The organism is Rhodoplanes sp. (genome assembly GCF_013377085.1).
Classification (GTDB): domain Bacteria; phylum Pseudomonadota; class Alphaproteobacteria; order Rhizobiales; family Xanthobacteraceae; genus Rhodoplanes.
This window is the reverse complement of sequence record NZ_JACAAX010000007.1, coordinates 97,389-119,920: the sequence shown is the minus strand read 5'-3', so window position 1 is coordinate 119,920 and position 22,532 is coordinate 97,389. Positions and strand designations below refer to the sequence as shown.

23 protein-coding genes are annotated in these 22,532 nt (G+C 69.6%); 8 read left to right on the top strand and 15 right to left on the bottom strand.

Features of this window, described 5'->3' with window-relative positions; all coding sequences use genetic code 11:
• Positions 1-94 precede the first annotated feature (94 nt).
• Together HXX10_RS07940 and HXX10_RS07935 are read left to right on the top strand one after the other, a co-directional pair.
• Positions 95-736: a glutathione S-transferase family protein gene (locus HXX10_RS07940; protein ID WP_296521391.1), complete on the top strand. Its 642-nt coding sequence runs from the start codon at positions 95-97 to the stop codon at positions 734-736.
• Positions 733-1,734 carry a pyridoxamine 5'-phosphate oxidase family protein gene (locus tag HXX10_RS07935; RefSeq protein WP_296521389.1) on the top strand — a complete coding sequence of 334 codons (1,002 nt, stop codon included), beginning with the start codon at positions 733-735 and terminating at the stop codon, positions 1,732-1,734. The genes HXX10_RS07940 and HXX10_RS07935 overlap by 4 nt, the downstream gene beginning before the upstream one ends.
• A gap of 6 nt (positions 1,735-1,740) precedes the next feature.
• Here HXX10_RS07935 and HXX10_RS07930 read toward each other — a convergent pair whose 3' ends face one another.
• The 8 genes from HXX10_RS07930 to HXX10_RS07895 form a co-directional block, all read right to left on the bottom strand.
• The gene (locus HXX10_RS07930; protein WP_296521387.1) at positions 1,741-2,973 is read right to left on the bottom strand and encodes a PepSY domain-containing protein; all 1,233 of its coding nucleotides are present in this window, start codon (positions 2,971-2,973) and stop codon (positions 1,741-1,743) included.
• Between the two features lie 4 nt (positions 2,974-2,977).
• Positions 2,978-5,404, bottom strand: a complete 2,427-nt coding sequence (locus HXX10_RS07925) for a TonB-dependent siderophore receptor (RefSeq protein WP_296521385.1) — start codon at positions 5,402-5,404, stop codon at positions 2,978-2,980.
• A 124-nt stretch (positions 5,405-5,528) separates the two neighbouring features.
• A complete protein-coding gene (locus tag HXX10_RS07920; protein WP_296521384.1) occupies positions 5,529-6,482 on the bottom strand; it encodes a FecR family protein in 954 nt (317 codons plus the stop codon).
• Positions 6,483-6,556: 74 nt separating this feature from the next.
• A complete protein-coding gene (locus tag HXX10_RS07915) occupies positions 6,557-7,099 on the bottom strand; it encodes a sigma-70 family RNA polymerase sigma factor (RefSeq protein WP_296521382.1) in 543 nt (180 codons plus the stop codon).
• 187 nt (positions 7,100-7,286) lie between these two features.
• Positions 7,287-8,816 (bottom strand): exopolyphosphatase, encoded by a 1,530-nt coding sequence (gene ppx / locus HXX10_RS07910; protein ID WP_296521379.1) that lies wholly within the window; start codon positions 8,814-8,816, stop codon positions 7,287-7,289.
• The gene (locus tag HXX10_RS07905; RefSeq protein WP_296521377.1) at positions 8,809-11,022 is read right to left on the bottom strand and encodes an RNA degradosome polyphosphate kinase; all 2,214 of its coding nucleotides are present in this window, start codon (positions 11,020-11,022) and stop codon (positions 8,809-8,811) included. The genes ppx and HXX10_RS07905 overlap by 8 nt, the downstream gene beginning before the upstream one ends.
• A 155-nt stretch (positions 11,023-11,177) precedes the next feature.
• Positions 11,178-11,885 (bottom strand): chromosomal replication initiator DnaA, encoded by a 708-nt coding sequence (locus HXX10_RS07900; protein ID WP_296521376.1) that lies wholly within the window; start codon positions 11,883-11,885, stop codon positions 11,178-11,180.
• Positions 11,885-12,433 (bottom strand): CDP-alcohol phosphatidyltransferase family protein, encoded by a 549-nt coding sequence (locus HXX10_RS07895; RefSeq protein WP_296521375.1) that lies wholly within the window; start codon positions 12,431-12,433, stop codon positions 11,885-11,887. Before HXX10_RS07895 ends, HXX10_RS07900 begins: the two co-directional genes overlap by 1 nt.
• Positions 12,434-12,628: 195 nt before the next feature.
• Between HXX10_RS07895 and purM the strand changes: the two genes are divergently transcribed.
• The 3 genes from purM (at position 12,629) to HXX10_RS07880 (ending at position 15,291) form a co-directional block, all read left to right on the top strand.
• On the top strand, positions 12,629-13,705 hold the full coding sequence (purM, locus tag HXX10_RS07890) for a phosphoribosylformylglycinamidine cyclo-ligase (RefSeq protein WP_296521374.1): 1,077 nt from the start codon (positions 12,629-12,631) through the stop codon (positions 13,703-13,705).
• An 18-nt stretch (positions 13,706-13,723) separates the two neighbouring features.
• Entirely contained in the window at positions 13,724-14,383 is a 660-nt protein-coding gene (gene purN / locus HXX10_RS07885; RefSeq protein WP_296521470.1) for a phosphoribosylglycinamide formyltransferase, read from the top strand.
• Positions 14,384-14,526: 143 nt separating this feature from the next.
• Positions 14,527-15,291 carry a glutathione S-transferase family protein gene (locus HXX10_RS07880; RefSeq protein WP_296521372.1) on the top strand — a complete coding sequence of 255 codons (765 nt, stop codon included), beginning with the start codon at positions 14,527-14,529 and terminating at the stop codon, positions 15,289-15,291.
• 66 nt (positions 15,292-15,357) lie between these two features.
• Here HXX10_RS07880 and HXX10_RS07875 read toward each other — a convergent pair whose 3' ends face one another.
• From HXX10_RS07875 to ndk, 3 genes are all read right to left on the bottom strand, one after another.
• Positions 15,358-15,561: a cold-shock protein gene (locus HXX10_RS07875; protein WP_296521370.1), complete on the bottom strand. Its 204-nt coding sequence runs from the start codon at positions 15,559-15,561 to the stop codon at positions 15,358-15,360.
• A gap of 642 nt (positions 15,562-16,203) precedes the next feature.
• Positions 16,204-16,908 carry a TerC family protein gene (locus HXX10_RS07870; RefSeq protein WP_296521468.1) on the bottom strand — a complete coding sequence of 235 codons (705 nt, stop codon included), beginning with the start codon at positions 16,906-16,908 and terminating at the stop codon, positions 16,204-16,206.
• Positions 16,909-17,084: 176 nt separating this feature from the next.
• Positions 17,085-17,507 carry a nucleoside-diphosphate kinase gene (gene ndk, locus HXX10_RS07865; RefSeq protein ID WP_296521369.1) on the bottom strand — a complete coding sequence of 141 codons (423 nt, stop codon included), beginning with the start codon at positions 17,505-17,507 and terminating at the stop codon, positions 17,085-17,087.
• Between the two features lie 226 nt (positions 17,508-17,733).
• Here ndk and HXX10_RS07860 point away from each other — a divergent pair, with 226 nt between their 5' ends.
• Positions 17,734-17,913 (top strand): hypothetical protein, encoded by a 180-nt coding sequence (locus HXX10_RS07860; RefSeq protein ID WP_296521368.1) that lies wholly within the window; start codon positions 17,734-17,736, stop codon positions 17,911-17,913.
• Between the two features lie 268 nt (positions 17,914-18,181).
• On the top strand, positions 18,182-19,162 hold the full coding sequence (locus HXX10_RS07855; RefSeq protein WP_296521367.1) for an NADPH:quinone reductase: 981 nt from the start codon (positions 18,182-18,184) through the stop codon (positions 19,160-19,162).
• A 66-nt stretch (positions 19,163-19,228) separates the two neighbouring features.
• On the opposite strand, the gene HXX10_RS07850 is transcribed toward HXX10_RS07855, so the two are convergent.
• A complete protein-coding gene (locus HXX10_RS07850) occupies positions 19,229-19,492 on the bottom strand; it encodes a hypothetical protein (RefSeq protein ID WP_296521365.1) in 264 nt (87 codons plus the stop codon).
• 419 nt (positions 19,493-19,911) lie between these two features.
• Between HXX10_RS07850 and HXX10_RS07845 the strand changes: the two genes are divergently transcribed.
• Positions 19,912-20,088, top strand: coding sequence for a CsbD family protein (locus tag HXX10_RS07845; protein ID WP_296521364.1), 177 nt, complete (start codon positions 19,912-19,914; stop codon positions 20,086-20,088).
• A gap of 110 nt (positions 20,089-20,198) precedes the next feature.
• Here HXX10_RS07845 and HXX10_RS07840 read toward each other — a convergent pair whose 3' ends face one another.
• From HXX10_RS07840 to HXX10_RS07830, 3 genes are all read right to left on the bottom strand, one after another.
• Positions 20,199-20,894: a glutathione S-transferase family protein gene (locus HXX10_RS07840; RefSeq protein ID WP_296521363.1), complete on the bottom strand. Its 696-nt coding sequence runs from the start codon at positions 20,892-20,894 to the stop codon at positions 20,199-20,201.
• A gap of 68 nt (positions 20,895-20,962) precedes the next feature.
• Positions 20,963-21,880 (bottom strand): EamA family transporter, encoded by a 918-nt coding sequence (locus HXX10_RS07835; RefSeq protein ID WP_296521362.1) that lies wholly within the window; start codon positions 21,878-21,880, stop codon positions 20,963-20,965.
• A gap of 236 nt (positions 21,881-22,116) precedes the next feature.
• Positions 22,117-22,515: a rhodanese-like domain-containing protein gene (locus HXX10_RS07830; RefSeq protein ID WP_296521360.1), complete on the bottom strand. Its 399-nt coding sequence runs from the start codon at positions 22,513-22,515 to the stop codon at positions 22,117-22,119.
• Between the last annotated feature and the right edge of the window lie 17 nt (positions 22,516-22,532).

Genomic DNA, 22,532 nt, shown 5'->3' with positions numbered 1-22,532 from the left:
TTTGTAATGATCTTTTACGAGATCAGCATATTCTACCGGCAATGCGCAACAGCTAGGTCTCGGGTCGCCGTTCCTCGCGCCCCGGGAGACCAACATGACCGCGCCGAAGACCACGCTCCGCCTGCATCGCTACCCGCTCTCCGGCCACGCCCACCGGGCCGAGCTGTTTCTCTCTCTGCTCGGGCTCGCGGCCGAAACGATCGAGGTCGACCTCGCCGTCGGCGCCCACAAGGCTCCGGCGTTCCTGGCCAAGAACCCGTTCGGGCAAGTACCCGTGCTGGAGGACGGTGACCGGGTGATCGCCGACAGCAACGCGATCCTGGTCTATCTGGCGCTGCGCTATGACCGAACCGGACGCTGGTACCCGACCGATCCGGACACCGCGGCCGAGATCCAGCGCTGGCTGTCGATCGCGGCCGGACCGCTCGCGGCCGGGCCGGCGACGGCACGGCTCGTCACGGTGTTCGGGGCACCGCGCGACCACGCGGCCGCCAAGGCGACGGCGCATGCGTTGTTCGGCGTGCTCGACCGGCATCTCGCCACGCGGCGGTTCGTCGCCGGCGACGGGCCGACCATCGCGGACGTCGCCCTTTACAGTTACACTGCGCATGCGCCGGAGGGCGGCGTCGCACTGGCGCCCTACCCGCGTATCGTCGCCTGGCTCGCCGGTATCGAGGCCCTGCCCGGCTTCGTGCCGATGCAAAAGACCGAGCCGGCCCTGGAGGCGGTATCATGACCTCGGCGAGGCCGCCCGGCTGGAGCCTCGACTCCTCTCCCTGGCACGCCGGCGAGATTGCCGCGCAGGAGCGCGTCGGCGCCCGCGAGATCGCCGAGCGCGGCGGCCGCTTCGGCATCCGCACCGCCATGCCGGACCAGCACCGCGCCTTCTTCGCGACGCTGCCGTTCCTGGTCGTCGGCGCGCTCGACCGGCAGGGCCGGCCCTGGGCCGCCCTCCTCGCCGGACCGCCGGGATTTGCCCACTCGGGCGATCCGCACACCCTGACGGTCGACGCCGTGCTGCCGGCCGGCCATCCGCTCGGCGGCACGCTGGTGCCGGGTGCGCCCGTCGGCGTGCTCGGCATCCAGCCGGCGACCCGCCGGCGCAACCGCATGAACGGCCGCATCGCCGCCATCGACGGCACCACGATGTCGATCGCGGTCGACCAGAGCTTTGGGAATTGCGCCAAGTACATCCGCGCCCGCAGCGTGACCTATGTCGAAGCCCCGACGTGCGGCCGGCCACGGCTGCGGCCCGAGGGCGCCGTGCTGTCCCAACAGGCCGCGGCGCTGGTGCGCGCAGCCGACACGTTCTATATCGCCACCGCCTCGCCGGGGGCCGGCGACGGCGATCCGGTCGAGGGCGTCGATATCAGCCACCGCGGCGGCCGGCCGGGCTTCGTCGACCTGCGCCGCGAGGGCGGACACAGCGTGCTGGTCGTCCCCGATTTCCTCGGAAACTTCTTTTTCAACACCTTCGGCAACATCCTGACGAACCCGGCCACCGGGGTGTTGTTCGTCGACGACGCGACCGGCGACGTGCTGATGCTCACCGGCCGCGCCGAGGTGATCTGGGACTCGGACGAGGTTGCGCGCTTTCCCGGCGCGAAGCGCCTGCTTCGGGTCGTCGTCGACGAGGGCATCGCGATCGAGGGCGGATCGGCGCTCCGCTGGACGCCCGGCGAGCCCGCCCCGCAGGTCGCCGGAACGGGCGCCTGGACGGATCAGCACGGCTGACCGTCCCTACTCGGCCGTCGCGGTCTCCATCGCGGCACGCGGGCGGCGCGCGCGGCGGCGCTTGGTGGCCCACAGAACCACGCCCGTAATGGTCAGCGCGGCCGTCACCAGCCCGGCGATGCAGATCAGGATGCGGCCCGGCAGGCCGATGATCCGGCCGGTGTGCAGCGGGTGCTGGAGATCCAGAAAGATGTCGCCGGCCGAGCCCTCGCCCGGCACCTCGGCGTGCAGCAGCGTGCCGTCCTGGTCGTCGAAGAAGAGATGCGGGTGGCCGATCCCGTCGTCGTGGTCGGGACCCGGTGCCGCGACGCTGACGAAATACGCGCCGTAGTGCCGGATATAGGCGGCCTGGAGCGGCGCCATGGCCCAGCCGCGCTCGGCGATCACGCAACGGGCCGCCGCGAAGGCATCCTCGAAGGAGAGCTTCGGCTCGGCCGGCGGACGCCGCAGCCGCGGCGCACCCGCTTCGCGCGCGCTCGGCGTCAGCGTCGAGACCAGCGAGACGACCGGGCGAAATACCTCGGCCGTCAGGTTGAGCGCCGCGCCCGAAAAGGCCAGGACCAGCAGCACGCTCCACAGCCACAAGCCCCCGGCCCGGTGCAGGTCGAAGTTTCGCCGGTAGGCGCTGGCGCCGCGCTTGATCCGCCACGCCGTCCCCCAGTACGCGAGCAGCGGCCGCGCCCGCGGCAGCGTCAAGGCGAGCGCCACGAAGCCGTCGAGGAACCACAGGATCGCGACGCCGCCGAGCAGCCAGACGCCCCAGCGGGCCGGCGTCATCAGGGTGAAGTGGAGCTGGTACAGGAACGGCATCAGGTGCGCGCGGTCGAGCCGCGCCGCGCCGAACAGCCGCCGGCCCAGCACCACCCCCGTGACCGGATCGACGAACACCTGGTTGTGGTCGATGGCGAAGGGCCGCCACGTCACCGAATCGAGCCTCGGCTGCACGCCGACGACCAAAGCCTCGCCGGGTTCGTGCGGCAGCGGCACCCGGACGACGCGCACGCGCGGATCGGCCGCCTCCACGGCGGCGACGATCCCGGAGGGCGCCAGCGGCGTGCCGACGCCGGGCGCCGCGAACAGGTCCGGGTTGAGCCAGGCATCGAGCTCCTCGCGGAACGCGATGGCGCTGCCGGTGAGCGCCGACACGATCAGGAACGGCGCGATGGCGAGCCCGACCCAGCGATGCAGCCGCACCAGCCAGGGCCGCAGCCGCGGTCCGCGCGACGACGCCTCCGTCACCACGTCACCACCGGTAGCGGACCGAACCGACCACGGTGCGCGGGCTGATGAACTGGCAGCCGCCCGAGGTGGTGCACAGGGCCTGCTCGCGGTCGAACAGATTGGTCACGTTGAGGGCGAAGCGGGCGCCTTTCCAATCGTAGGAGAGCGCGGCGTCGACCACGGTCTGCGGCGCGTTCGGGATGGTGTTGGCGAGGTCCGCCCAGGTCTCCCCGATGTAGCGCACGCCGGCGCCGAAGCCGAGGCCGGTGAAAAAGCCGCTCTGGATCGTGTACTTGGCCCAGGCCGCCGCCTGCTGCTCGGGGATCAGCAGCGGCACCTTGCCGAGATCGGCCTTGGTGCTCCGGGTCACCTCGACGTCCTGTACCGAGGCGGAGACGATCAGGTCGAGGCCGGCGAGCGGCGACGTCGTCGCCTGGAACTCGATACCGCGCGAAGAGATCTCACCGGTCTGGACGCTGAACCCCGTGTTCACCGGATCGGTCGTCAGGACGTTCTGCTGGACGATGTCGAAGGCCGCGACCGTGACCAGCGTCCGGCTGCCGGGCGGCTGCCATTTGACGCCGACCTCGTATTGCCGACCCGTCGTCGGCTTGAACGGATTGCCGGAGAAGTCCGTGCCGGTGGTCGGCAGAAACGAGGTCGCCCAGCTCGCATAGGGCGCGACGCCGTCGTCGAACAGGTAAGTGAGCCCGACCCGCTTGGTGGTCGCCGTGTCGTCTGTGTTGGTGACCGCTCTGCTGACCCGGTTGTCGCTCTCCAGCTCCGCATGATCGTGACGGATGCCGAGGGTGAGCAGCCATTTGTCGAGCTTGACCTGATCCTGGGCGTAGAGGCCGGCCTGCTGCAGCGTCTGGGCCGTGCTGGTCAACGTGCTCGTGGCCGGCTGCACCGCGATGCCGTAGATCGGATTGATGGTGTCGAGCGCGTAGGTGCCGGGGCTGCCCTTGAACACGGTGTCGAAGCCGAGACGCTGAAAATCGAAGCCGACCAGGACAGCGTGCGACAGTGGTCCGGTAAAGAAGTTCGCATGGGCCTGATTATCGAGCGTGTAGGTATCGGCCTTGTCGTCGGAGGTGCGGGCGACCCGCTGGGCCGTCGTCGCGTTGTTGGCGAGCGAGCCGGTGAGATAGCGGTAGTCGAGCGTCAGCGACGTGAAGGCCATGTTCTGCTTCACGGCGAGCACGTCGTTGAACCGGTGCTCGAACAGCGATGCGATCCGGTACTGCTCGTGGTCGTACTTGTTCCAGTTCGGATCGCCGAGATACAGCGGCAGGGCGCTGACGGCCGTCACGGTCGATCCCGAGGTCCGCAGCCGCGAGACGGGAAAGGCGTTGCCGCTCAGGTCGTGCTGGTACTCGGTCAGGATCGTCCACCGGGTGTCGGCGGTCGGCTGCCAGGTGAAGGCCGGCGCGACGTATTTGCGGTCGTCCGGGACGAACCGCGAGAAATGGGCGATCTGGGCGTCGCTCTCGCGCAAGAGCCCGGTCAGGCGGAACTGGTACCTGCCCGCCTCATCCGCCGCGCCGCCGAGGTCGAAGGCGCCCTGGATCCGGTCGAAATTGCCGAACGTACCGACGAACTCGGCGAACGGCACTGGCGTCGGCCGCTTGCTGATCTTGTCGATGACGCCGCCCGGCCCGGTCTGGCCGTAGAGCACCGAGCCGGGGCCGCGCATCACGTCGATACGCTCGAGCCCGTAGGGCTCGGTCCGGTAGGCGCTGAGGGCGTTGGCGTCGGCGAACTCCCGCATGCCGTCGCGATAGCCGCCGGAGCCCTGCGTGTTGAATCCGCGTAGATAGACGATGTCGAAGCGCGGGTCCTTGCCGCCCGCCGAGGTGACGACGCCTGGGGTGTATTGCAGCGCCTCGGTGACGGTCTGGACACCGCGGTCGCGCATCTGGTCGCGGGTGACGACCGAGACCGACTGCGGGATCTCGACGATCGGCGTGTTGGACTTGGAGCCGGCGCCGCTGCGGGTCGCGACATAGCCGTCGACCGGGCCCCAGGCGGTCTCGCTCGATTTGGTGCCGACGCCCGTGACCTGGATCTCCTCGAGCGGAATGGTGCCCTGCGCGTTCGCCGTCATGGCGGCGGAACGCGGATCGTAGATCGTCACGGTGGCGTCGTTGGCCCAGCGCCAGATCAGGCCGGTGCCGCCGAGCAGCCGCTCCAGCGCCGCGTCGGGCTTGAGCGCGCCGGCGACGCCGGGGCTCGACTTGCCGGTCGCGATCTCCGGCGCAAAGCTCACCTGGAGGCCGCTCTGGCGCCCGAAGGCGACCAGCGCCGACGACAGCGATCCGGCCGGCACCGAGAATGTGGCGGCCTCGGCGACCGCCTGGGCGAGCGCGCCGCCCGCCCCGGCCAGCGGCATCGCCGCCAGGCCGACCGCGACGGCCGCCTCCAAAATCCTGGTTCGACGCTGACGCATTCCCCTGCCCCGATCGCTCGCCCGGCGGCGCCCCCGCGCCGCAGCCCCATGCTCGATGGACGAACGAGCCGCCGCGGTTTTCACGCCAGCGGCTTCGATTGGAGGTTTTCAAAAGTCGGGCGGGTCAGATCGTCGTCAGCACCGTGAGCCAGGGCGAGAGGTCGCGGACATGGCCGTGGAACGGGGCCACCACGGCTTCCAGGGCGCGGCGGGGATCGCGCAGGTCGAAGATGCCGCTGACGCGACGGCCGCCGAAGCCGGGCGCGACCAAGACCCGGCCCCGATGCCAGCGGGCAATGCGGGCGACCACGGCGCCGACCGGCTCGCGGTCGGCGACGGCGACGCGGTCCCGCCAGGCGGCCCGCAGGCCGGCGGCGCGCACGCCGCGCGCCATCGCCTGCTCGCTCTCGTCGAAGGAGAGCCAGTCGCCGGCCTCCAGCATGGACTCGGCCGGCCCGGAGGTCGCCGGCAACCGCACCGCGATGGAGCCTTTGTCGGCGGCGGCGATCAGCCAGCCGGCGTCGCGCGACACCTCGAAGGCCGTGCCGGCGGCCGTCACGGCCAGCGGCCCGCACACGGCCCGGAACGGCGCGGCGGAACCGGCCGCCACCTCGAAGTAAGCCATGCCGGCCAGGAGATCGACCTCGCGGGCGTCGGGCCCGTAGGCGAGCCGGACCGCACTGTCGGGGCCCAACGTCGCGGCGCTGCCGTCGGGCAGCGCGACGCGGCGGATCTCGGCCGTGCCGGTGAGCACGTCGGCGCGCGCCCGCAATGTCAGCTCGGGCACCGCGAGCCCGGCGATGCCGGCCGCGACCGCGAATCCGAGCCCGGCGGCGACGTGCCGGCGGGTGAGCAACGGAGCACGCGGCGGAGCGATCGTCGGAGCCTGCGTGCGCGGCAGCGCGCCCGTCACTCGCCACACCGCCTCGGCCTCGTCGAAGGCGGCGCGATGCGCGGAACTCTGCGCGCACCAGCGCGCCGCCTCGTCCCGGAGCGCGGGGTCGCCGGGCCGCTCGCGCAGGCGCAGCAACAGCGCCAGGGCCTCGCCCCACAGCCGCTCGTCGTCTCTGCTGGTCATTCCCCCGGCATCCGTGTGGGCGCCGCCCGCTGCGCCGTTCCCCCCGACGCTGGACTTACACCAGCAAGGACGTTTCAGTCCGGGGAATTTTCAGTCCGGCGCGGCAGCAGATCACCGCGGTGGAGCTCGTCGCGAACGGCCGTGTAGGCCTCGTGCACGAGCTTGCAGACGAGCGACACCGAGACGCCGAGCTCGGCCGAGATGTCGGCCATGGTGCGGCCGTCGAGCCGATGCATCTCGAAGGCGCGGCGGGTGCGGACCGGCAGGCGGCGCAGCGCCGCCATGGCAACGGCGAGCGCCTGGCGATCGGCCACCATGGTCTCGGGCGTCGGTGCGGCGTCGGCGAGAAGGCGGAACTCTGCGTCGCTGTCCTCGGCCGGGCGCATCACCCGCATGCGGCGGCGATGGTCGAGGGCGAGGTTGCGGGCGGTCTGCACCAGGTAGCCGCGGTGATCGTCGACCGTCATGATGACGGCGGCGCGCGACACCTTCAGGAACGCTTCCTGGACCAGATCCTCGGCGACATGGCGATCGCCGATGATGCGTCCGATCAGCCGCTCGAGGCGACCGCGCTCGGACGCGAAAACGAGGGCGAGATCGGCGGTCGGGGGCGGCATCGCCTGTCTCACATGGTCTGCACCGACGACGACGGGCCGCTGGTGCGGCCCGAGCACCGTCCATTCTGTCGACCCGGCCCATGTGCTTAGCCCATGGGTCATGAGCTTTCAAACGCGATGATTTCGACTGTTTCCAAGGTGCGTCGCAAGGTTTCGGCGTGCCGTGCGGTCGCGCCGGCCGGCGACCTCAGCTCGTCACCACCACGGCCTCGCGGCCGATCAGGCGGGCGAGCTGGCGCAGGCGGTTGGCGACGCGCTCGCCACCGAGCGCCGCGAGGTCGCCACCGAGCGACAGCTCGAGCTGGCCGCGCCGCACCATCATGGGCACCGACGGGAGCACGCCCGGCCTCGCGGCCGAGATCAGATAGGCGACCCGCATGGCGCCGCCGAGAACGCGCGCGCGATCGATGATACGGGCGGTGGCGAGCTCGCGCATGCCGGGCAACAGCTCGCCGTCGTACAGGCCGACATGGCGGAAATAGACGGCGAGGGCGATATAGGTCCGGCCCGGATGATCGACGCCGAGAAAGCTCGCATGCGAGATCACGTTGAGCGACTGCTCGCCGCGGTAGTCGGGATGGGCGCGCCAGCCGATGTCGCCGAGCAGGCAGGCGGCGTGCCGCAACCGTATCTCCGACGCGGTCTCGTCGATGCCGGTCGAGGCCATGAAGCGGTCCGTCCAGTCGACCAGCTCGATCCCGTGGGCGGGCGAGCGGGAGCGCAGCACGTTGAGCTCCATCGCGGCGACGAGCAGCGGGTCGCGCTTGCGCTCGCGCTCGCTCAGCACCTCGTAGAGCAGCCCCTCGCGCACGCCGGCGGCCGAGACGACGATCTCGCGCGGCTTGGCGTAGCGGATGATGTGCTCCAGCACGATCGCCGCATAGGCGAGCAGCGGCCGCCGGAACTCGTTGACCGACTCGATCTGCGACAGCGTGTCGGCGTTGACGCGCCGCACCAGCCGCGCGAACTCCAGCGCCTCGCGGGCCGGAATGACATAGTTCTGCATCACATGCAGCGGATAGCCGGTCTGGCGCATGTGCAGGCGCGTCAGCGCGCGCCAGGTGCCGCCGACCGCATAGAAGGCACGGCCGCCGCCGGCTTTCAGAAAGCCGACATTGCGCAGTGCCTGGTCGACGATCTTCTCGGCTTTCTTGAGCGAGCGCGCCGAGAGATCCTGCAGCGCTAGGCCGCCGAGCGGCAGCGTCGTGCCGCCCTTCAGGCGCGTGCCGCGCACGTCGACCAGCTCGAGCGAGCCGCCGCCGAGATCGCCGACGATCCCGTCCGGCTGATAGATGCCGGAGACGACGCCGAGCGCCGCCAGCGTCGCCTCGCGCTTGCCCGACAGCACATCGACCTTGGCGCGGCAGATCGTCTGCGCCGCGCGGATGAACTCGGGACCGTTGCTGGCGTCGCGGCAGGCCGCGGTGGCGATCACCCACAGGCGCGCCACCCCCATGGTGTCGCACAGCACCCGGAAGCGCCGCAGCGCCTGATAGGCCCGCTCGACCGCGTCGGCGGCCAAGAGCCCGGTCGACAGCACCTCACGGCCGAGCCCGGCCAGCACCTTCTCGTTGAAGATCGGCGTCGGGCTGCGGGTGAGCCCCTCGTAGACGACCAACCGGATCGAGTTCGAGCCGATGTCGATGACGCCGACAGGAGGCCCGTTGTCGAGCCGGCCCTGGGCGGCGGCAGCCGCCGTCGCTTTGCGTTTAGGCACGGTCTCCCCGCCGGGTGAAGCTGCGCGGCGACGAGTCCTTCAGCGACTTTCCGCGGCCGGACAGACTGGGGTTCGTCATGAAATATTTATGCACGTTGAACGGCTCCTCGCCGGACGCCGCCTTGATACGCGTCGAGCTGCCGTCCGGCAAGAGCGTCCAGCTCTGCTCGTTGTCCTTGAAGTTGGCGATCATGATCTGGTCGAGCACCTGCTCGTGCACGGTCGGATTGAGGATCGGGCACAGCACCTCGACGCGGCGATCGAGATTGCGCGGCATCATGTCGGCCGACGAGATGTAGACATGCGCCTTCGGGTTCGGCAGCGCATAGCCGTTGCCGAAGCAATAGATGCGGCCGTGCTCGAGGAACCGGCCGATGATCGACTTCACCCGGATGTTGTCGGAGAGGCCCGGCACGCCCGGCCGCAGGCAGCAGATGCCGCGCACCACGAGGTCGATCGGCACGCCGGCCTGCGAGGCCTCGTAGAGCGCGTCGATGATGCCGGGATCGACCAGCGAGTTCATCTTCATCCAGATGGCGGCCGGCTTGCCGGCGCGCGCATTGGCGGTCTCGCCGCCGATGTGCTCGATCATCCGGGTGCGCAGGTTGAGGGGCGACACCGAGAGCCGCTCCAGTCCGGCCGGCTCGGCGTAGCCGGTGATGAAGTTGAACACCCTCGCGACGTCGCGGGCGATCACCGGGTCGGCCGTGAAGAACGACAGATCGGTGTAGATGCGCGCCGTCTGCGGGTGATAGTTGCCGGTGCCGGTGTGGACATAGGAGAGCGGCGAGCCGTTCTCGCGGCGGACCACCAGCGACAGCTTGGCGTGCGTCTTCAGCTCGATGAAGCCGTAGACCACCTGGGCGCCGGCGCGCTCGAGGTCGCGCGCCCAGCGAATGTTCGCCTCCTCGTCGAAGCGCGCCTTCAGCTCCACCACGGCCGTGACCGACTTGCCGGCCTCCGCCGCCTCGGCGAGCGCCTCCACGATCGGGCTGTTCTTGGAGGTGCGGTAGAGCGTCTGCTTGATGGCGACGACGTCGGGGTCGCGCGCCGCCTGCTGCAGGAACTGCACGACGACGTCGAACGACTCGTAGGGGTGGTGGACGATCAGGTCCTTCTGCCGGATCGCCGCGAAGCAGTCGCCCGCATGGTCGCGGATGCGCTCGGGAAAGCGCGGATTATAGGGAATGAACTCGAGGTCCGGCCGGTCGAGCGAGGTGAGCTGCGCGAGCTCGCTCAGCGCCAGCACGCCGTCGATCAGGAAGACCTCGTCGTCGGCGGCCGCCAGCGCACGCTGCACGAAGCGCTGCAGCTCGGCCGGCATCGCCGCATCGAGCTCGAGCCGGATCACCGTGCCACGCCGCCGCCGCTTCAGCGCGCTTTCGTAGAGGAGGACCAGGTCCTCGGCCTCCTCCTCGATTTCCACCTCGGAGTCGCGCAGCACGCGGAAGCCGGCCTGCCCCTTCAGGCCATAGCCGGGGAACAGGCGCGGGATGAACAGTGCGATGACGTGCTCCAGCGTGATCAGCCGCACCACGCCGGGCCCGCCCTCCTCGCCGGCCAGCCGGATGAATCGCTCGATCTTGGGCGGCACGCGGATCAGCGCGTTCAAGGCGCGGCCGTCGTGGCTGCGGGCGAGCTGCAGGGCGAGCGAGAAGCCGAAATTCGGGATGAAGGGGAACGGATGGGCCGGGTCGATGGCGAGCGGCGTCAGCACCGGAAAGATGTGATGGAGGAAATAGTCCTCCAGCCATTGCCGTTCGCCCTTCTTCAGCTCGGTCGCGTCGACGAACATGATCTTCTGGGCGCCGAGCTCCTTTTTCAGCTCGCGCCAGCGCAATTGCTGCTCGTCGGCGAGCTCCTTGACGCCCTCGTTGATGCGCACGAGCTGCTCGCTCGGCGTCAGCCCGTCCGGGCTCTTGGTCGAGATGCCCTCGCGCACCTGCCCCTTCAGGCCGGCGACCCGAACCATGAAGAACTCGTCCAGGTTGTTGGCCGAGATCGACAGGAACCGGACCTTCTCCAGGAGCGGGTGATTCGGATTCGCCGACTCTTCGAGAACACGGCGATTGAACTGCAGCCAGGACAATTCACGGTTGATGTAGCGATCCGGGTCGCGCTTCTTCTTGGCCTTGGGAGCGACCGGGGCAAGCCCTGCGGATAGACCCGTTTCGAGAGCTTGCTCAATGCCTTGCTGGTCGACCATGCTGTCCTGCCTGGGCCACCGGACGACACGCGGCGGCGCTGCCGCGCGACGCGCGTCCGTCCCGCCGACTATGCGGGCCGGAGCTGCGTATGGCGAGTCCCCGACAGAACGATGACAGCCGCGTGATATTGCCGCTCCTGAACGCCGCCGAGGTCCTAAACGTCGGTCTCCTCGCCCGCGTCCTCCGCGGCGGCGCCGAGCAGCTCGACGGCGAGCGCGCGGTTGACCGGGCGCTGCTGGCGCAGGCCTTCGCGGTCGAGCGCAGCCACCACGGCACGGGCCGCCGCGAGCGAGCGCTCGATGCGGCGCTCCAGATAGACGAGCAGCCCCTCGTCGACGGCGAGCTGGCGATCGGCGAACAGCTTGACCAGCACGGCGCGCAGCAGCGCATCGTCGGGCGGCGCGAGCTGCAGCACCGGCATGGCCCGCAAGCGGGAGTGAAGATCGGCGAGCCGCAGCGTCCAGCCGGCCGGCGGGGCAAGCGCCGTCGACAGCAGGAAGGTGCCGGCATCGCGGGCCAGATTGAGGAGATGAAACAGCGCAACCTCGTCGACACCGGGCCGCACGTCCTCGAGCACCAGCGCACCGGCCGCCAGCACCTCCGGCACGGCAGCCTCGTTCAGCGCCGATGCCGGAAGAATGCGGGCACCGGCCCGCGCGGCCCAGATGGCGGCGAGGTGGCTCTTGCCCGAGCCTGCCGGGCCCGCCAGCACCAGGGCGCGGGCCGGCCAGTCGGGCCAGCGGTCGAGGGTGTCGAGCGCCGCGGCGTTCGACGGCATGCGCAGGAAGTCCTCGCGGGCCAGGCTCTCGTGGTGCGCGAAGCCGAGCGAGAGCTGCTCGGGGCCGGCCGGGCGGCTCGGCATCAGCCGGACTCGCCTTCCGTGGCGTTCATGTGCCGCACCCATTCGCGGGTGTAGAAGCCGATCGACAGCAGCGTCAGGATCGCCACCAGATACATGATGATGGACTGGGCGGGCTCCGCATCGAAGTCGAAGCCGAGCGCCGCCAGCACCACCGAGGCGAAGACGATCTGGGCCACCGTGTTGACCTTCGAGATCCACAGCGGCCGCACCGTGATGGGTCGCCCGAGCAGCATCGCGAACATCACGCCCCCGATGATCAGGATGTCGCGGGACACCACCAGGATCACCAGCCACAGCGGGATCTTCCCGAACCAGCCGAGCCCGACGAAGATCGCGATGATCAGCATCTTGTCGGCCAGCGGGTCGAGGTGGGCACCGATCTCGGTGGTCATGCCGAAGCGCTTGGCGACGAAGCCGTCGACCGCGTCGCTGACCCCGGCCGCCACGAAAAGGATGAACGCGAGCCGCATCTCGCCTGCCGCGATGGCCCAGACCAGCACCGGGACGAGGAGGATACGCGCAATAGTCACGACATTCGGAAGATTCACGATTGACCCCGGCTCACGCGGACCCGGCCACCGATGCGGCACGCAGGCAGCACGTTGGAAAGTCCACTGGCAAGTCGAATGGCAACTCGAACGGTAAGCACTGGCTTCATATTGTGCTCAGGATCGTTGCGCTAGGCCCGATTCCCACGTACGACCCCCCATCTTCGACGTCACGGGCCTTCGAGGTCGTCCCCCATGCGTGAGACCAACCGACCGGGCTTGACCTATGCCGCCGCCGGCGTCGACATCGACGCTGGAAACCGCTTGGTCGACCTGATCAAGCCGCTGGTCCGGGCGACCCGGCGGCCGGGCGCCGACGCCGAGATCGGCGGCTTCGGGGCGGTGTTCGACCTCAAGCCGGCCGGCTTCAAGGATCCGGTCCTGGTGGCGGCGACCGATGGGGTCGGCACCAAGGTCAAGATCGCCATCGAGACGGGCCGGCACGACACGATCGGCATCGATCTCGTCGCCATGTCGGTCAACGACCTCGTGGTGCAGGGCGCCGAGCCGCTCTTCTTCCTCGACTATTTCGCCTGCGGTCGCCTTGTCCCGGAGCGCGCGGCCAAGATCGTCGCCGGCATCGCGGCGGGCTGCAAGGAGGCCGGCTGCGCCCTGATCGGCGGCGAGACGGCGGAGATGCCGGGTGTCTACCAGGGCGACGACTACGACCTCGCCGGCTTCGCGGTCGGCGCCGCCGAGCGCGGCGGCCTGCTGCCGCGGCCGGTGGCGGAGGGCGACGTCGTGCTCGGCCTGGCCTCCTCCGGCGTCCACTCCAACGGCTACTCGCTGGTGCGCCGGATCGTCGAGCAGTCCGGCTTCGGCTGGGAAGCTCCTGCCCCGTTCGACAAGGCCCGCTCGCTCGGCGAGGTGCTGCTGACGCCGACCCGGATCTACGTCGCCGGCTGCCTCACGGCGATGCGTGAGACCCGCGCCATCAAGGCCTTCGCCCACATCACCGGCGGCGGCTTCCCGGACAACATTCCGCGGGTGCTCGGCAAGGGGCTCGGGGTGCGGATCGATCTCGACGCCGTGCCGGTGCTGCCGGTGTTCCGTTGGCTGGCCGCGGCGGGCCGCGTCGCCGCGCCCGAGATGCTGCGCACCTTCAACTGCGGCATCGGCATGGTGGCGGTTGTCGCTCCCGACGAGACCGACGCCGTCGAGGCCGCCCTGACCCGGGCCGGCGAGCGGGTCGCCCGGATCGGCCGGGTGGTCGCCGCGGCGGAGGATGGCGAGCGGGTGACCTATGCGGGCCGGCTCGCCCTGGAGGCCTGAGCGATGGCCGCGGGAGCCATGACGGCGGGACGCGCCAAGGTCGCGATCCTGATCTCCGGGCGCGGCTCCAACATGGCGGCCCTGATCGAGGCGGCGGCCGACCCGGCCTTCCCGGCCGAGATCGCCCTCGTCCTGTCGAACCGGCCGGATGCCGCCGGCCTTGCCCGGGCGGCCGCGGCCGGGATCACCACCGAGGTCGTCGACCACAAGGATTTCGGCAAGAATCGCGAGGGCTTCGAGCGCGCGCTTGATGCGGCGCTTCAGGCACATGGCATCGCCTTTGTGTGTCTCGCCGGCTTCATGCGGCTGCTCACCCCGTGGTTCGTCGGGCGCTGGGAGGGGCGGATGATCAACGTCCACCCGGCCCTGCTGCCGGCCTTCAAGGGGCTCGACACCCATGCAAGGGCGCTCGCCGCCGGGGTGCGGCTGCACGGGGCGACCGTTCATCTGGTCGTCCCCGAGATGGACTCCGGCCCGATCGTCGTCCAGGGCGCCGTGCCGGTCGGCGACGACGACACGCCCGACACCCTGGCGGCGCGGGTGCTCGCGGTCGAGCACCGCCTCTACCCGCTCGCCTTGCGCTGGCTCGCCGAGGGACGGATCAACGTCGAGGCCGGTCGCTGCCGGATCGCCGGCGCCAGCGCCCCGGCGGGACTGCTGATCGCCCCGGCGGTCTGACGGCAGCGGCACCCTTTCGCGCGACACTTCGGATCAGGGGGCGGCTCCGTCATGGTGCTGCCATGGCGCACCGCCAAATCATCCATGCAATCGAACCGTCGCGGTCGACGTCCCCCGCGATCGAAGGTCCGGAGGTGCCCCCCATGATCACGCTGTACGGCTTCGGCCCCGCTTTCGGCCTGCCCGATCCGAGCCCGTTCGTGACCAAGGCGGAGACGCTCCTGAAGATGGCCGGCGTGCCCTACCGCACCGCGCTCGGCAATCTGCGCAAGGCGCCGAAAGGCAAGCTGCCCTACATGGACGACGACGGCGCCGTGATCGCCGACTCGACCTTCATCCGCTGGCATATCGAGAAGAAATACGGCGTCGAGCTCGACCGCGGGCTGTCCGACGAGCAGCGGGCGGTCGCCTGGGCGTTCGAGAAGATGGCCGAGGAGCATCTCTACTGGGCGCTGGTCCATGCCCGCTGGGTCGACGACGCCAATTTCGACCGCGGCCCGCGCCAGTTCTTCGCTTCGGTGCCGGCGCCCGCGCGGCCCCTGGTGATCGCCATGGTCCGCCGCGGCGTCCGCCGCGCCCTGCATGCGCAGGGCCTGTCCCGCCACACCCCCGACGAGCTGCTGAGGCTCGGGAGGCGCTCGATCGACGCGCTCGCCGATCATCTCGGCGGCAAGCCGTTCTTCATGGGCCCGCTGCCGACCGCCGTCGACGCCACCGTGTTCGCTTTCGTCTGCAGCGCGCTGTGCCCGCAATTCGTGACGCCGCTGCGGACCGCGGCCGAGCACCACGACAATCTGAGGCGCTATGTCGGCCGCATGGCGGCGCGCTACTACCCGGGCTATCCGGACCTGGCGGGAGCGAAGCCGGCGGAGGCCGGCCGGCCGTTGCCGGAGACGCTGCGCGCATAAAAAAACCCCCGGACGAACCGGGGGCTACGGGACGCACCCGCAAGCCGGACGAAGCCGGCCGGCCGCTTACGCGACCTTGAGGTTCTCCGCGGAGGTTTTGCCGCGGTTGGTGACGAGCTCGTACTCGACCACCTGACCTTCATTCAGGGTGCTGAGACCGGCCCGCTCGACAGCCGAGATGTGGACGAACACGTCCTTCTCGCCGGTCGACGGCCGGATGAACCCATAGCCCTTCGTGGGATTGAACCACTTGACGGTGCCTTTTTGCATCGTCGGTCTCCTGATCAAATCTGACGTCGCGATGAACACAGGATGCAATCGCTCGCATCCCGCGTGACAACCCGGCTTTTTGGGGGAGATCCGAAACGTGAGCGTTCTTTGAAACGCACTGCGGGCCGGAACGGCCAAAAACCGATTGCTGCAATCAATAAACGACAGAACTGCGACCGGCGCAAGTTTAAAGCGACATAGCTCGCCGCGGAAGTCCTACGAGAACGCATAAGTAGGGTGGCCTCTACAGTATCGTCCCGATTGCTGCAGTGCCACAATGTCCTGCAACGCCGGCGCGCCGGCGCTGAAAGTTGAGCGTAAAGCGAGCTTTACGCCTGCCCGCCCCCGCGCGGCGACGGCCACAAAATACCTGTAAGGCGATTGTCCGGACAGAAGAGTTTCAGGTTGGCCGAATATTGCACCGGTTCGCGACAGTGCTCACGCAACGAACGCCGAGCGCATCCAAGTACTCAGCCGTGTCGTGAAATTGGACCGATCGTCGTCGCCGTGCCCGAAACGGCGGCCCGCATTCGGCCCGGATCGGACGGCCCCGGATGTCGCCGCGGCGGTGCGCTCAGCGCGCCGCTGGACAGCGCGCCGACCCGACGGTGACGCGGGGCCCTCCCCACGCCGGGCATCGCGTCAGGCTTTGTGCTCGACCGAGGCGCGCTGCAGCCGGGAGCGGCGCCACAGGCCCCCGACCACCACGACCAGCACGGCGAACAGGGCGGCGAGCGCGAGCTCGAACTGGTGAGCCCCTTCGGGGCCGAAGCGGGCGACCAGCAGCGGCTCGACCGCCGGGTCGGTCGCCAGCACCTCGCCCGTGATCCAGCCGAGCAGCGCCGCGCCGGCCCAGACCAGGATCGGGAAGCGGTCGAGCAGCGTCATGATCAGGGCGGCGCCGGCGATGATCAGCGGAATGCTGATGGCGAGGCCGAGCACCAGGAGCAGGAAGCTACCGCCTGCCGCAGCCGCGATGGCGATGACGTTGTCGAGGCTCATCACGATGTCGGCGACAGCGACCATGCGGACGGCCCGCCACAGATGGTCGGCCGCCTCCATCTCGCCGTGGGACTCGTCCGGCACCAGGAGCTTGCAGGCGATGTAGAACAGCGCCAGGCCGCCGGCGATCTTGAGAAACGGCATCGTCATCAGGGAGGCGATGATGATGGTGAACAGGATCCGCAGCACCACCGCGACGCCGGCGCCCAGCACCATGCCCCAGAAGCGCTGCCGCGGCGGCAGGCCGCGGCACGCCATGGCGATCACCACGGCGTTGTCGCCCGACAGCAGGATGTTGATCCAGATGATCTTTCCGACTGCGACCCAGAACACGGGCTGGGCCATGTCGGCGAGCCCGCTCTGAAAGACCGCGCTCCAGTAGGCCGGGTTGAGATAATCCGCCGCGATCATGCTGCGCCCCCGCACGCGGCCGGCCTTCGACCTTGCCGCGTCCCCATTACGTTACCCTATAGAACTGAACTCAACCAGCGCGACCGCGGGGCCTCAGCCCCGCTTTCACGTCAGCCGACGATCTCGTTTCCGGAGAAGAACTGCCCGATCTCGATCGCCGCCGTCTCGGCCGCGTCCGAGCCATGGACGGAATTCTCACCAATCGACTGCGCATGCGCTTTGCGGATGGTCCCGTCCGCCGCCTTCGCCGGATCAGTCGCGCCCATCAGGTCGCGATAGCGCGCGATCGCGCCCTCGCCCTCGAGGACCTGCACGACCACGGGACCGGAGATCATGAAGTCCACCAGCTCGCCGAAAAACGGCCGTGCACTGTGGACAGCGTAGAAAGTCTGCGCCTGCTCGCGGGTGATGCGGACCCGCTTCTGCGCAACGATACGAAGGCCGGCTTTCTCGATCATGGCATTGATCGCGCCCGTGAGGTTACGGGCGGTGGCATCCGGCTTGATGATGGAAAACGTTCGCTCGACGGCCATGAGAACTCCCCTCCATGGGCCCAGCGGGCGGCGGCTTGTACCGGGGGGCCCGGCCGCCGGCAACCCGTGGGCCGCGCAGAGCAGCTATAATGTGCTCGCTGCCGCAGAGGAACACCTGTCCCAAGGAAAATTCCGCCGCCCTCGATCGGTTACATTGGCGCTCTACCGTGGGCTGCTGTCGGCCCATGGGAGCGTGGGCTGGCGCAGGCCCATGGGAGAACGTCGCATGCGTGTGTTGTTGGCTTTCGTGCTGGGTTTCGCGGTCGCCGTCGGCGGCGCCTTCCTGCGGGACAGCACCGCCGCGCCGCCGGCGCGGCCGTTCGTCAACTGGGAGGTCGTCAAGGAATCGGCCGACGCCACCGCCACCCAGGTGCGGGAGCAATGGAACCGGCTGACGCAGCGCTGATACACCCGAGACGCGGCGATCCGACGCGGTCATCGCAGGCAGGGTGGCGGCGCCGATGGTGGGCGAACGTTTCAGGCGGGGGCCGCCGAGGGCTCCGCCGTATCTCACCGCTCCATGACGTCGGCATCGGCATCGAGGCACGGGGGCACCTCGTCGTCGACCTGCTTGTGCGGCTTCTCGGCCTCCATGATGATGCGCCGGACCAATCGAACGCGGCGACCGCGGGTGCGGCCGCGCGAAGATCGTCGGATGGCATGGGGAGATCGGCATGCGCGCCGCCTGGTATGATAAGAACGGACCCGCGAGCGAGGTCCTGCTGGTCGGCGAGCTGCCGACGCCGCAGCCAGGTCCCGGCGAGGTGCGGGTGCGGCTCGCCACCTCCGGCGTCAATCCGTCAGACGTGAAGGCCCGCTCGGGTCGCACCCGCAAGATCGCCTATCCGCGCGTGATCCCGCACAGCGACGGCGCCGGCGTCATCGACGCGGTCGGAGACGGCGTCCCGGCCGGGCGGATCGGCGAGCGGGTGTGGACCTGGAATGCGCAGTGGAAGCGCGCCTTCGGCACCTGCGCCGAATACGTCGTGCTGCCCGCCGACCTCGCCGTGCCCCTGCCGGCCTCGGTGAGCGTCGAGGCCGGTGCCTGTCTCGGCATCCCGGCCATGACGGCCGCCCATGTGGTGGCGACCGCACAGGCCTGGGCCGGGTCGACGCTGCTGATCAGCGGCGGCGCCGGCGCGGTGTCGCATTACGCGATCCAGCTCGCCAAGGCGCGCGGCGCCGTTGTGATTACCACGGTGAGCTCTCCGGCCAAGGCGGAGCTCGCGCGCGCGGCAGGCGCCGATCACGTCATCGATTATCGGAAGGACGATGTCGGCGCCCGGGTGGCCGAGCTGACCGACGGCGGCGGCGTCGATGCCGTGATCGAGCTCGACATTGCCGTCAACGCGGCACTGCTGCCCAAGGTGCTGCGGCCGAGAGGCACCGTGGTGATTTACGGCACGGGTGCCGCCGAGGCGCCGATGCCGCTCTATTTCTTTCTCACCAACATCATCACGCTGAAGTTCGTGTTCGTCTACGAGCTGACGGCCGAGGAACGCGCCGCCGCCCTGTCGATGATCGCCGAGGCGATCGCGCAGGACCGCCTCGTTCACAACATCGCGCGCGTGATGCCGCTCGCCGAGGTCGCGGCGGCCCATGAGGCCGTCGAGAGCGGACAGGTCGTCGGCAATGTCGTGCTGAGGATCGACTGACGGGGACTCCGTCGTCGAGGCTGTCGTCGCGCCAGGGACCCCGGCGCGACGCAACCGAAGCTCGTCTTACTGGCCGTACTTCTCGAGCACCTTGCGGCAGGAGACGCTCAGCTTCGGCCGCTGGCTCTGGAAGCAGCTCAGCACCGCCATGTCGTCGCCCAGATAGGGCTTGCAGAGCGTGGTGGCGTCTTGGCGGCACGCCTTCTGGTCCTCGTCGGTGCCGCGCGTGCTCGGCAGCGGCAGCGGAAACGGCGCCGATTGGGCGAGCGCGGCCGAGGCCGAGGCCAGAAGGACGGGAGCAGTCACCAGAACGACAATCAAGCGAAGCATTGGACCTCCTGTGAGCCGTGGCATCGGCCACCGCGAATCAGCGCCGCGGCCCTTATACCATTGGGCGTATAAGATCGGATTCGCGCGCCGGACTCGATCCCGGCACCGTCCCCCGACCCGTCAGGGAGCCGTCCAATGCGGCATTCCTGTGGACGGAATGCGCGGGAGCCGCCGGCGGTCTCCAGAACCCCCGGCTTGGCTCGAGGCGTTGAACGGTCGTCGGACCAACCGACGACACGGGATCTCGACCGACTCCGACTGCAGGAAGGCCTCGCCGAGACGACTCGACGGCCGATCGCAATCGCGATCTCGGCGCTGGTTGCAGGACCCCGCATCGCGGCTGCGACCGACCGCCGGACCGCCATCGCGGAACCCCCCGGTGACCGCAGCGTTGCCCCTGAAACAACAGGAGGCAGTCTATGGACAAGGACCGTATCGAAGGCGCGATCGATCAGGCCAAGGGCAAGGTCAAGGAAGGCGCCGGCAAGCTCACCGGCGACGCCAAGCTCGAGGCCGAAGGCAAGGCCGACAAGGCGTCCGGCAAGCTGCAGAACGCGGTCGGCGGCCTGAAGGACACGCTGCGCGGCGACAAGTAGTCACGATCCGCGGACGCATCGTCGCCGTTGCACGAGCGGCGACCGAATGGGCGAGCCTGGCGCGAGCCGGGCTCGCCTGCTTTTTGCGCCCGCGCGAGTCCTTGGCGTGGTCACTCCACCTCGATGCGCGGCACGTCGGGCCAGTCCGGCTCGGCGTTCGGATGAACCCACGGCTCGCGCAGCGCCGCCGTGGTCCAGCTCACCCAGGCCGGCAGCGCCATCATGGCCGCCATGTAGGCCTTGGCCTCGGGTCCGACCTCGACCGCATAGGTGTGGAAGCGCGACACCACCGGTGCATACATGGCGTCGGCCGCACCGAACCGTCCGAACAGAAACGGCCCGCCGGCCGCGCTTCTCTCGCCGAACCGCTTGCGGCAGTCGCGCCAGATCGCCTCGATGCGGGCGATGTCGCGCCTGACGTCGTCGCCGAGCGGGCGTCGCATCGGCGGCCGCGAAAAGTTCATCGGCAGCGCCTTGCGCAATGCGGCGAAGCCGGCATGCATCTCGGTGGCGATCGTCCGCGCATGCGCCCGCGCGACGCGGTCGGCCGGCCACAGATGCGCCTCCGGAAACTTGTCGGCCAGGTATTCCAGAATAGCGAGCGACTCCCAGACCGGCACGTCGCCGTCGATCAGCACCGGCACCTTGCCGGTACCGGAATGGCGGCCGACCGTCGCCTTGAACTCGGGACCGCCGAGCGGCACCACGATCTCCTCGAACGGAAGCCCGGCGACCGTCATGGCGATCCATGGCCGCAACGACCACGACGAGTAGTTCTTGTTGCCGATCACGAGTTGCAGGCTCATCGGACTCTCCTGCGCGGCCTACGTGCCGCGTCTGCACGGGCGACGCTCGGGCACCCGCGCCAGCATGATCAGGACGACGGCGGCCGGCAAGCCGGTTCGCGCCTCGACGCCGCGCCGAACCACTCGGCGATGCGCGGCCAGGGCAGCACGACGATCATCAGGCCGAGCAGGATGCAGCCCATGCCGGCAGCCCGCAGCGGGCCGAATTTTTCACCGAAGATCAGCGCCACGGCGAGCACACCCGTGCACGGCGACAGCAGCGCGAAGGGTGCGACCGCGGCGCTCGGATAGCGCTGCATCAGATAGCCCCAGATGCCGAAGGCGAGCGTCGTGGCGAGCGTGCCGAGAAACACCACGGCCAGGATGCTGGTCACGGACGCATGCATGACCGCCGTGACGATCGAGGGATCCTTGTCGAGCACCAGCGAGGCGAGATAGGCCGGGACCGGCGGCACCAGGCTGCACCAGACCATCAGGGGCCCCATCGGCACGCCGTGCGGCGTGCGCCGGAGCAGGATCGAGCCGGTGGCCCAGCTCATCGCCGCGAACATGGCGAGGAGAAGCGCGACGAGCGGCAGATCCGCCCCGACGGTGAGGCCGATCAGCAGCAGACCCGTGAAGGCGACGACGAGGCCGAGCCCCTGGCGCCGGGTCGGATATTCACGCAGCACCACGGCGGCGATCAGCACGGCGAAGAAGGCGTGCATCTGCGTCGTCACCGAGGCGAGGCCCGGTGGCAGGCCGGCGGCGAGCGCAAAGAACAGGAGAAGGAACTGTCCGGTGAACAGCGTCGCCCCGATGGCGAGAATCGAGCGCCATGGCAGATTCGGCCGCGCCACGAACAGCACCGGCAGGCAGGCCAGGAGGAAGCGGAGCACCGCCATCTGCGAGGCCGTGAAGCTCTCCAGGGCGAGCGGATACGCGACGTAGGTGAAGCCCCAGATCACGTTCGCGAGCGCCGCCAGCGCCATGTCGCGAACCTTCATGCCGTGAGCTCCCCCGCACCTGTCCACAGCCGTCATTCCGGGGTGCGGGCTGAAAGCCCGCGAGCCCGGAATCCATAATCCCGGTCTGTGTGTATGGATTCCGGGCTCGCCGCTTCGCGGCGCCCCGGAATGACCGAGGAACGGGCCGTTTTACGCCCCGGCGAGTCTCCGGAGGATGCCCAAAACCGGAGAGCAGCCTTGCGCCGGCTCCGGCTCGCAGGCGTTGCGCCGGCGCCTCAGCCCTTGGCCTCGACCGGCCCGCCGGCCTTCTTCCAGGCGCCGAAGCCGCCGGCCACATGGGCGACCGGATCGAGCCCCATGCGTTTCGCCGCCGCCGTCGCGAGCGCCGAGCGGGCGCCCGCCGCGCAGAAGAACACGAAGCGCTTGTCCTGCGCGAACACCGGCTTGTGGTAGGGACTGGCCGGGTCGATCCAGAACTCCAGCATGCCGCGCGGGCAATGGAAGGCGCCCGGCACCCTGCCCTCGCGGTCGAGCTCGCGGATGTCGCGGATGTCGACCAGCACCACGTCGTCGCGCCCGACGAGAGCGATGGCTTGGTCCGGCGTCAGGGTCTCGATCTGGCGCTCGGCCTCGGCTACGAGATCGGCGACACGCACCGTGATGGTCTGCGGCATCGGGGGCATTCTCCTGG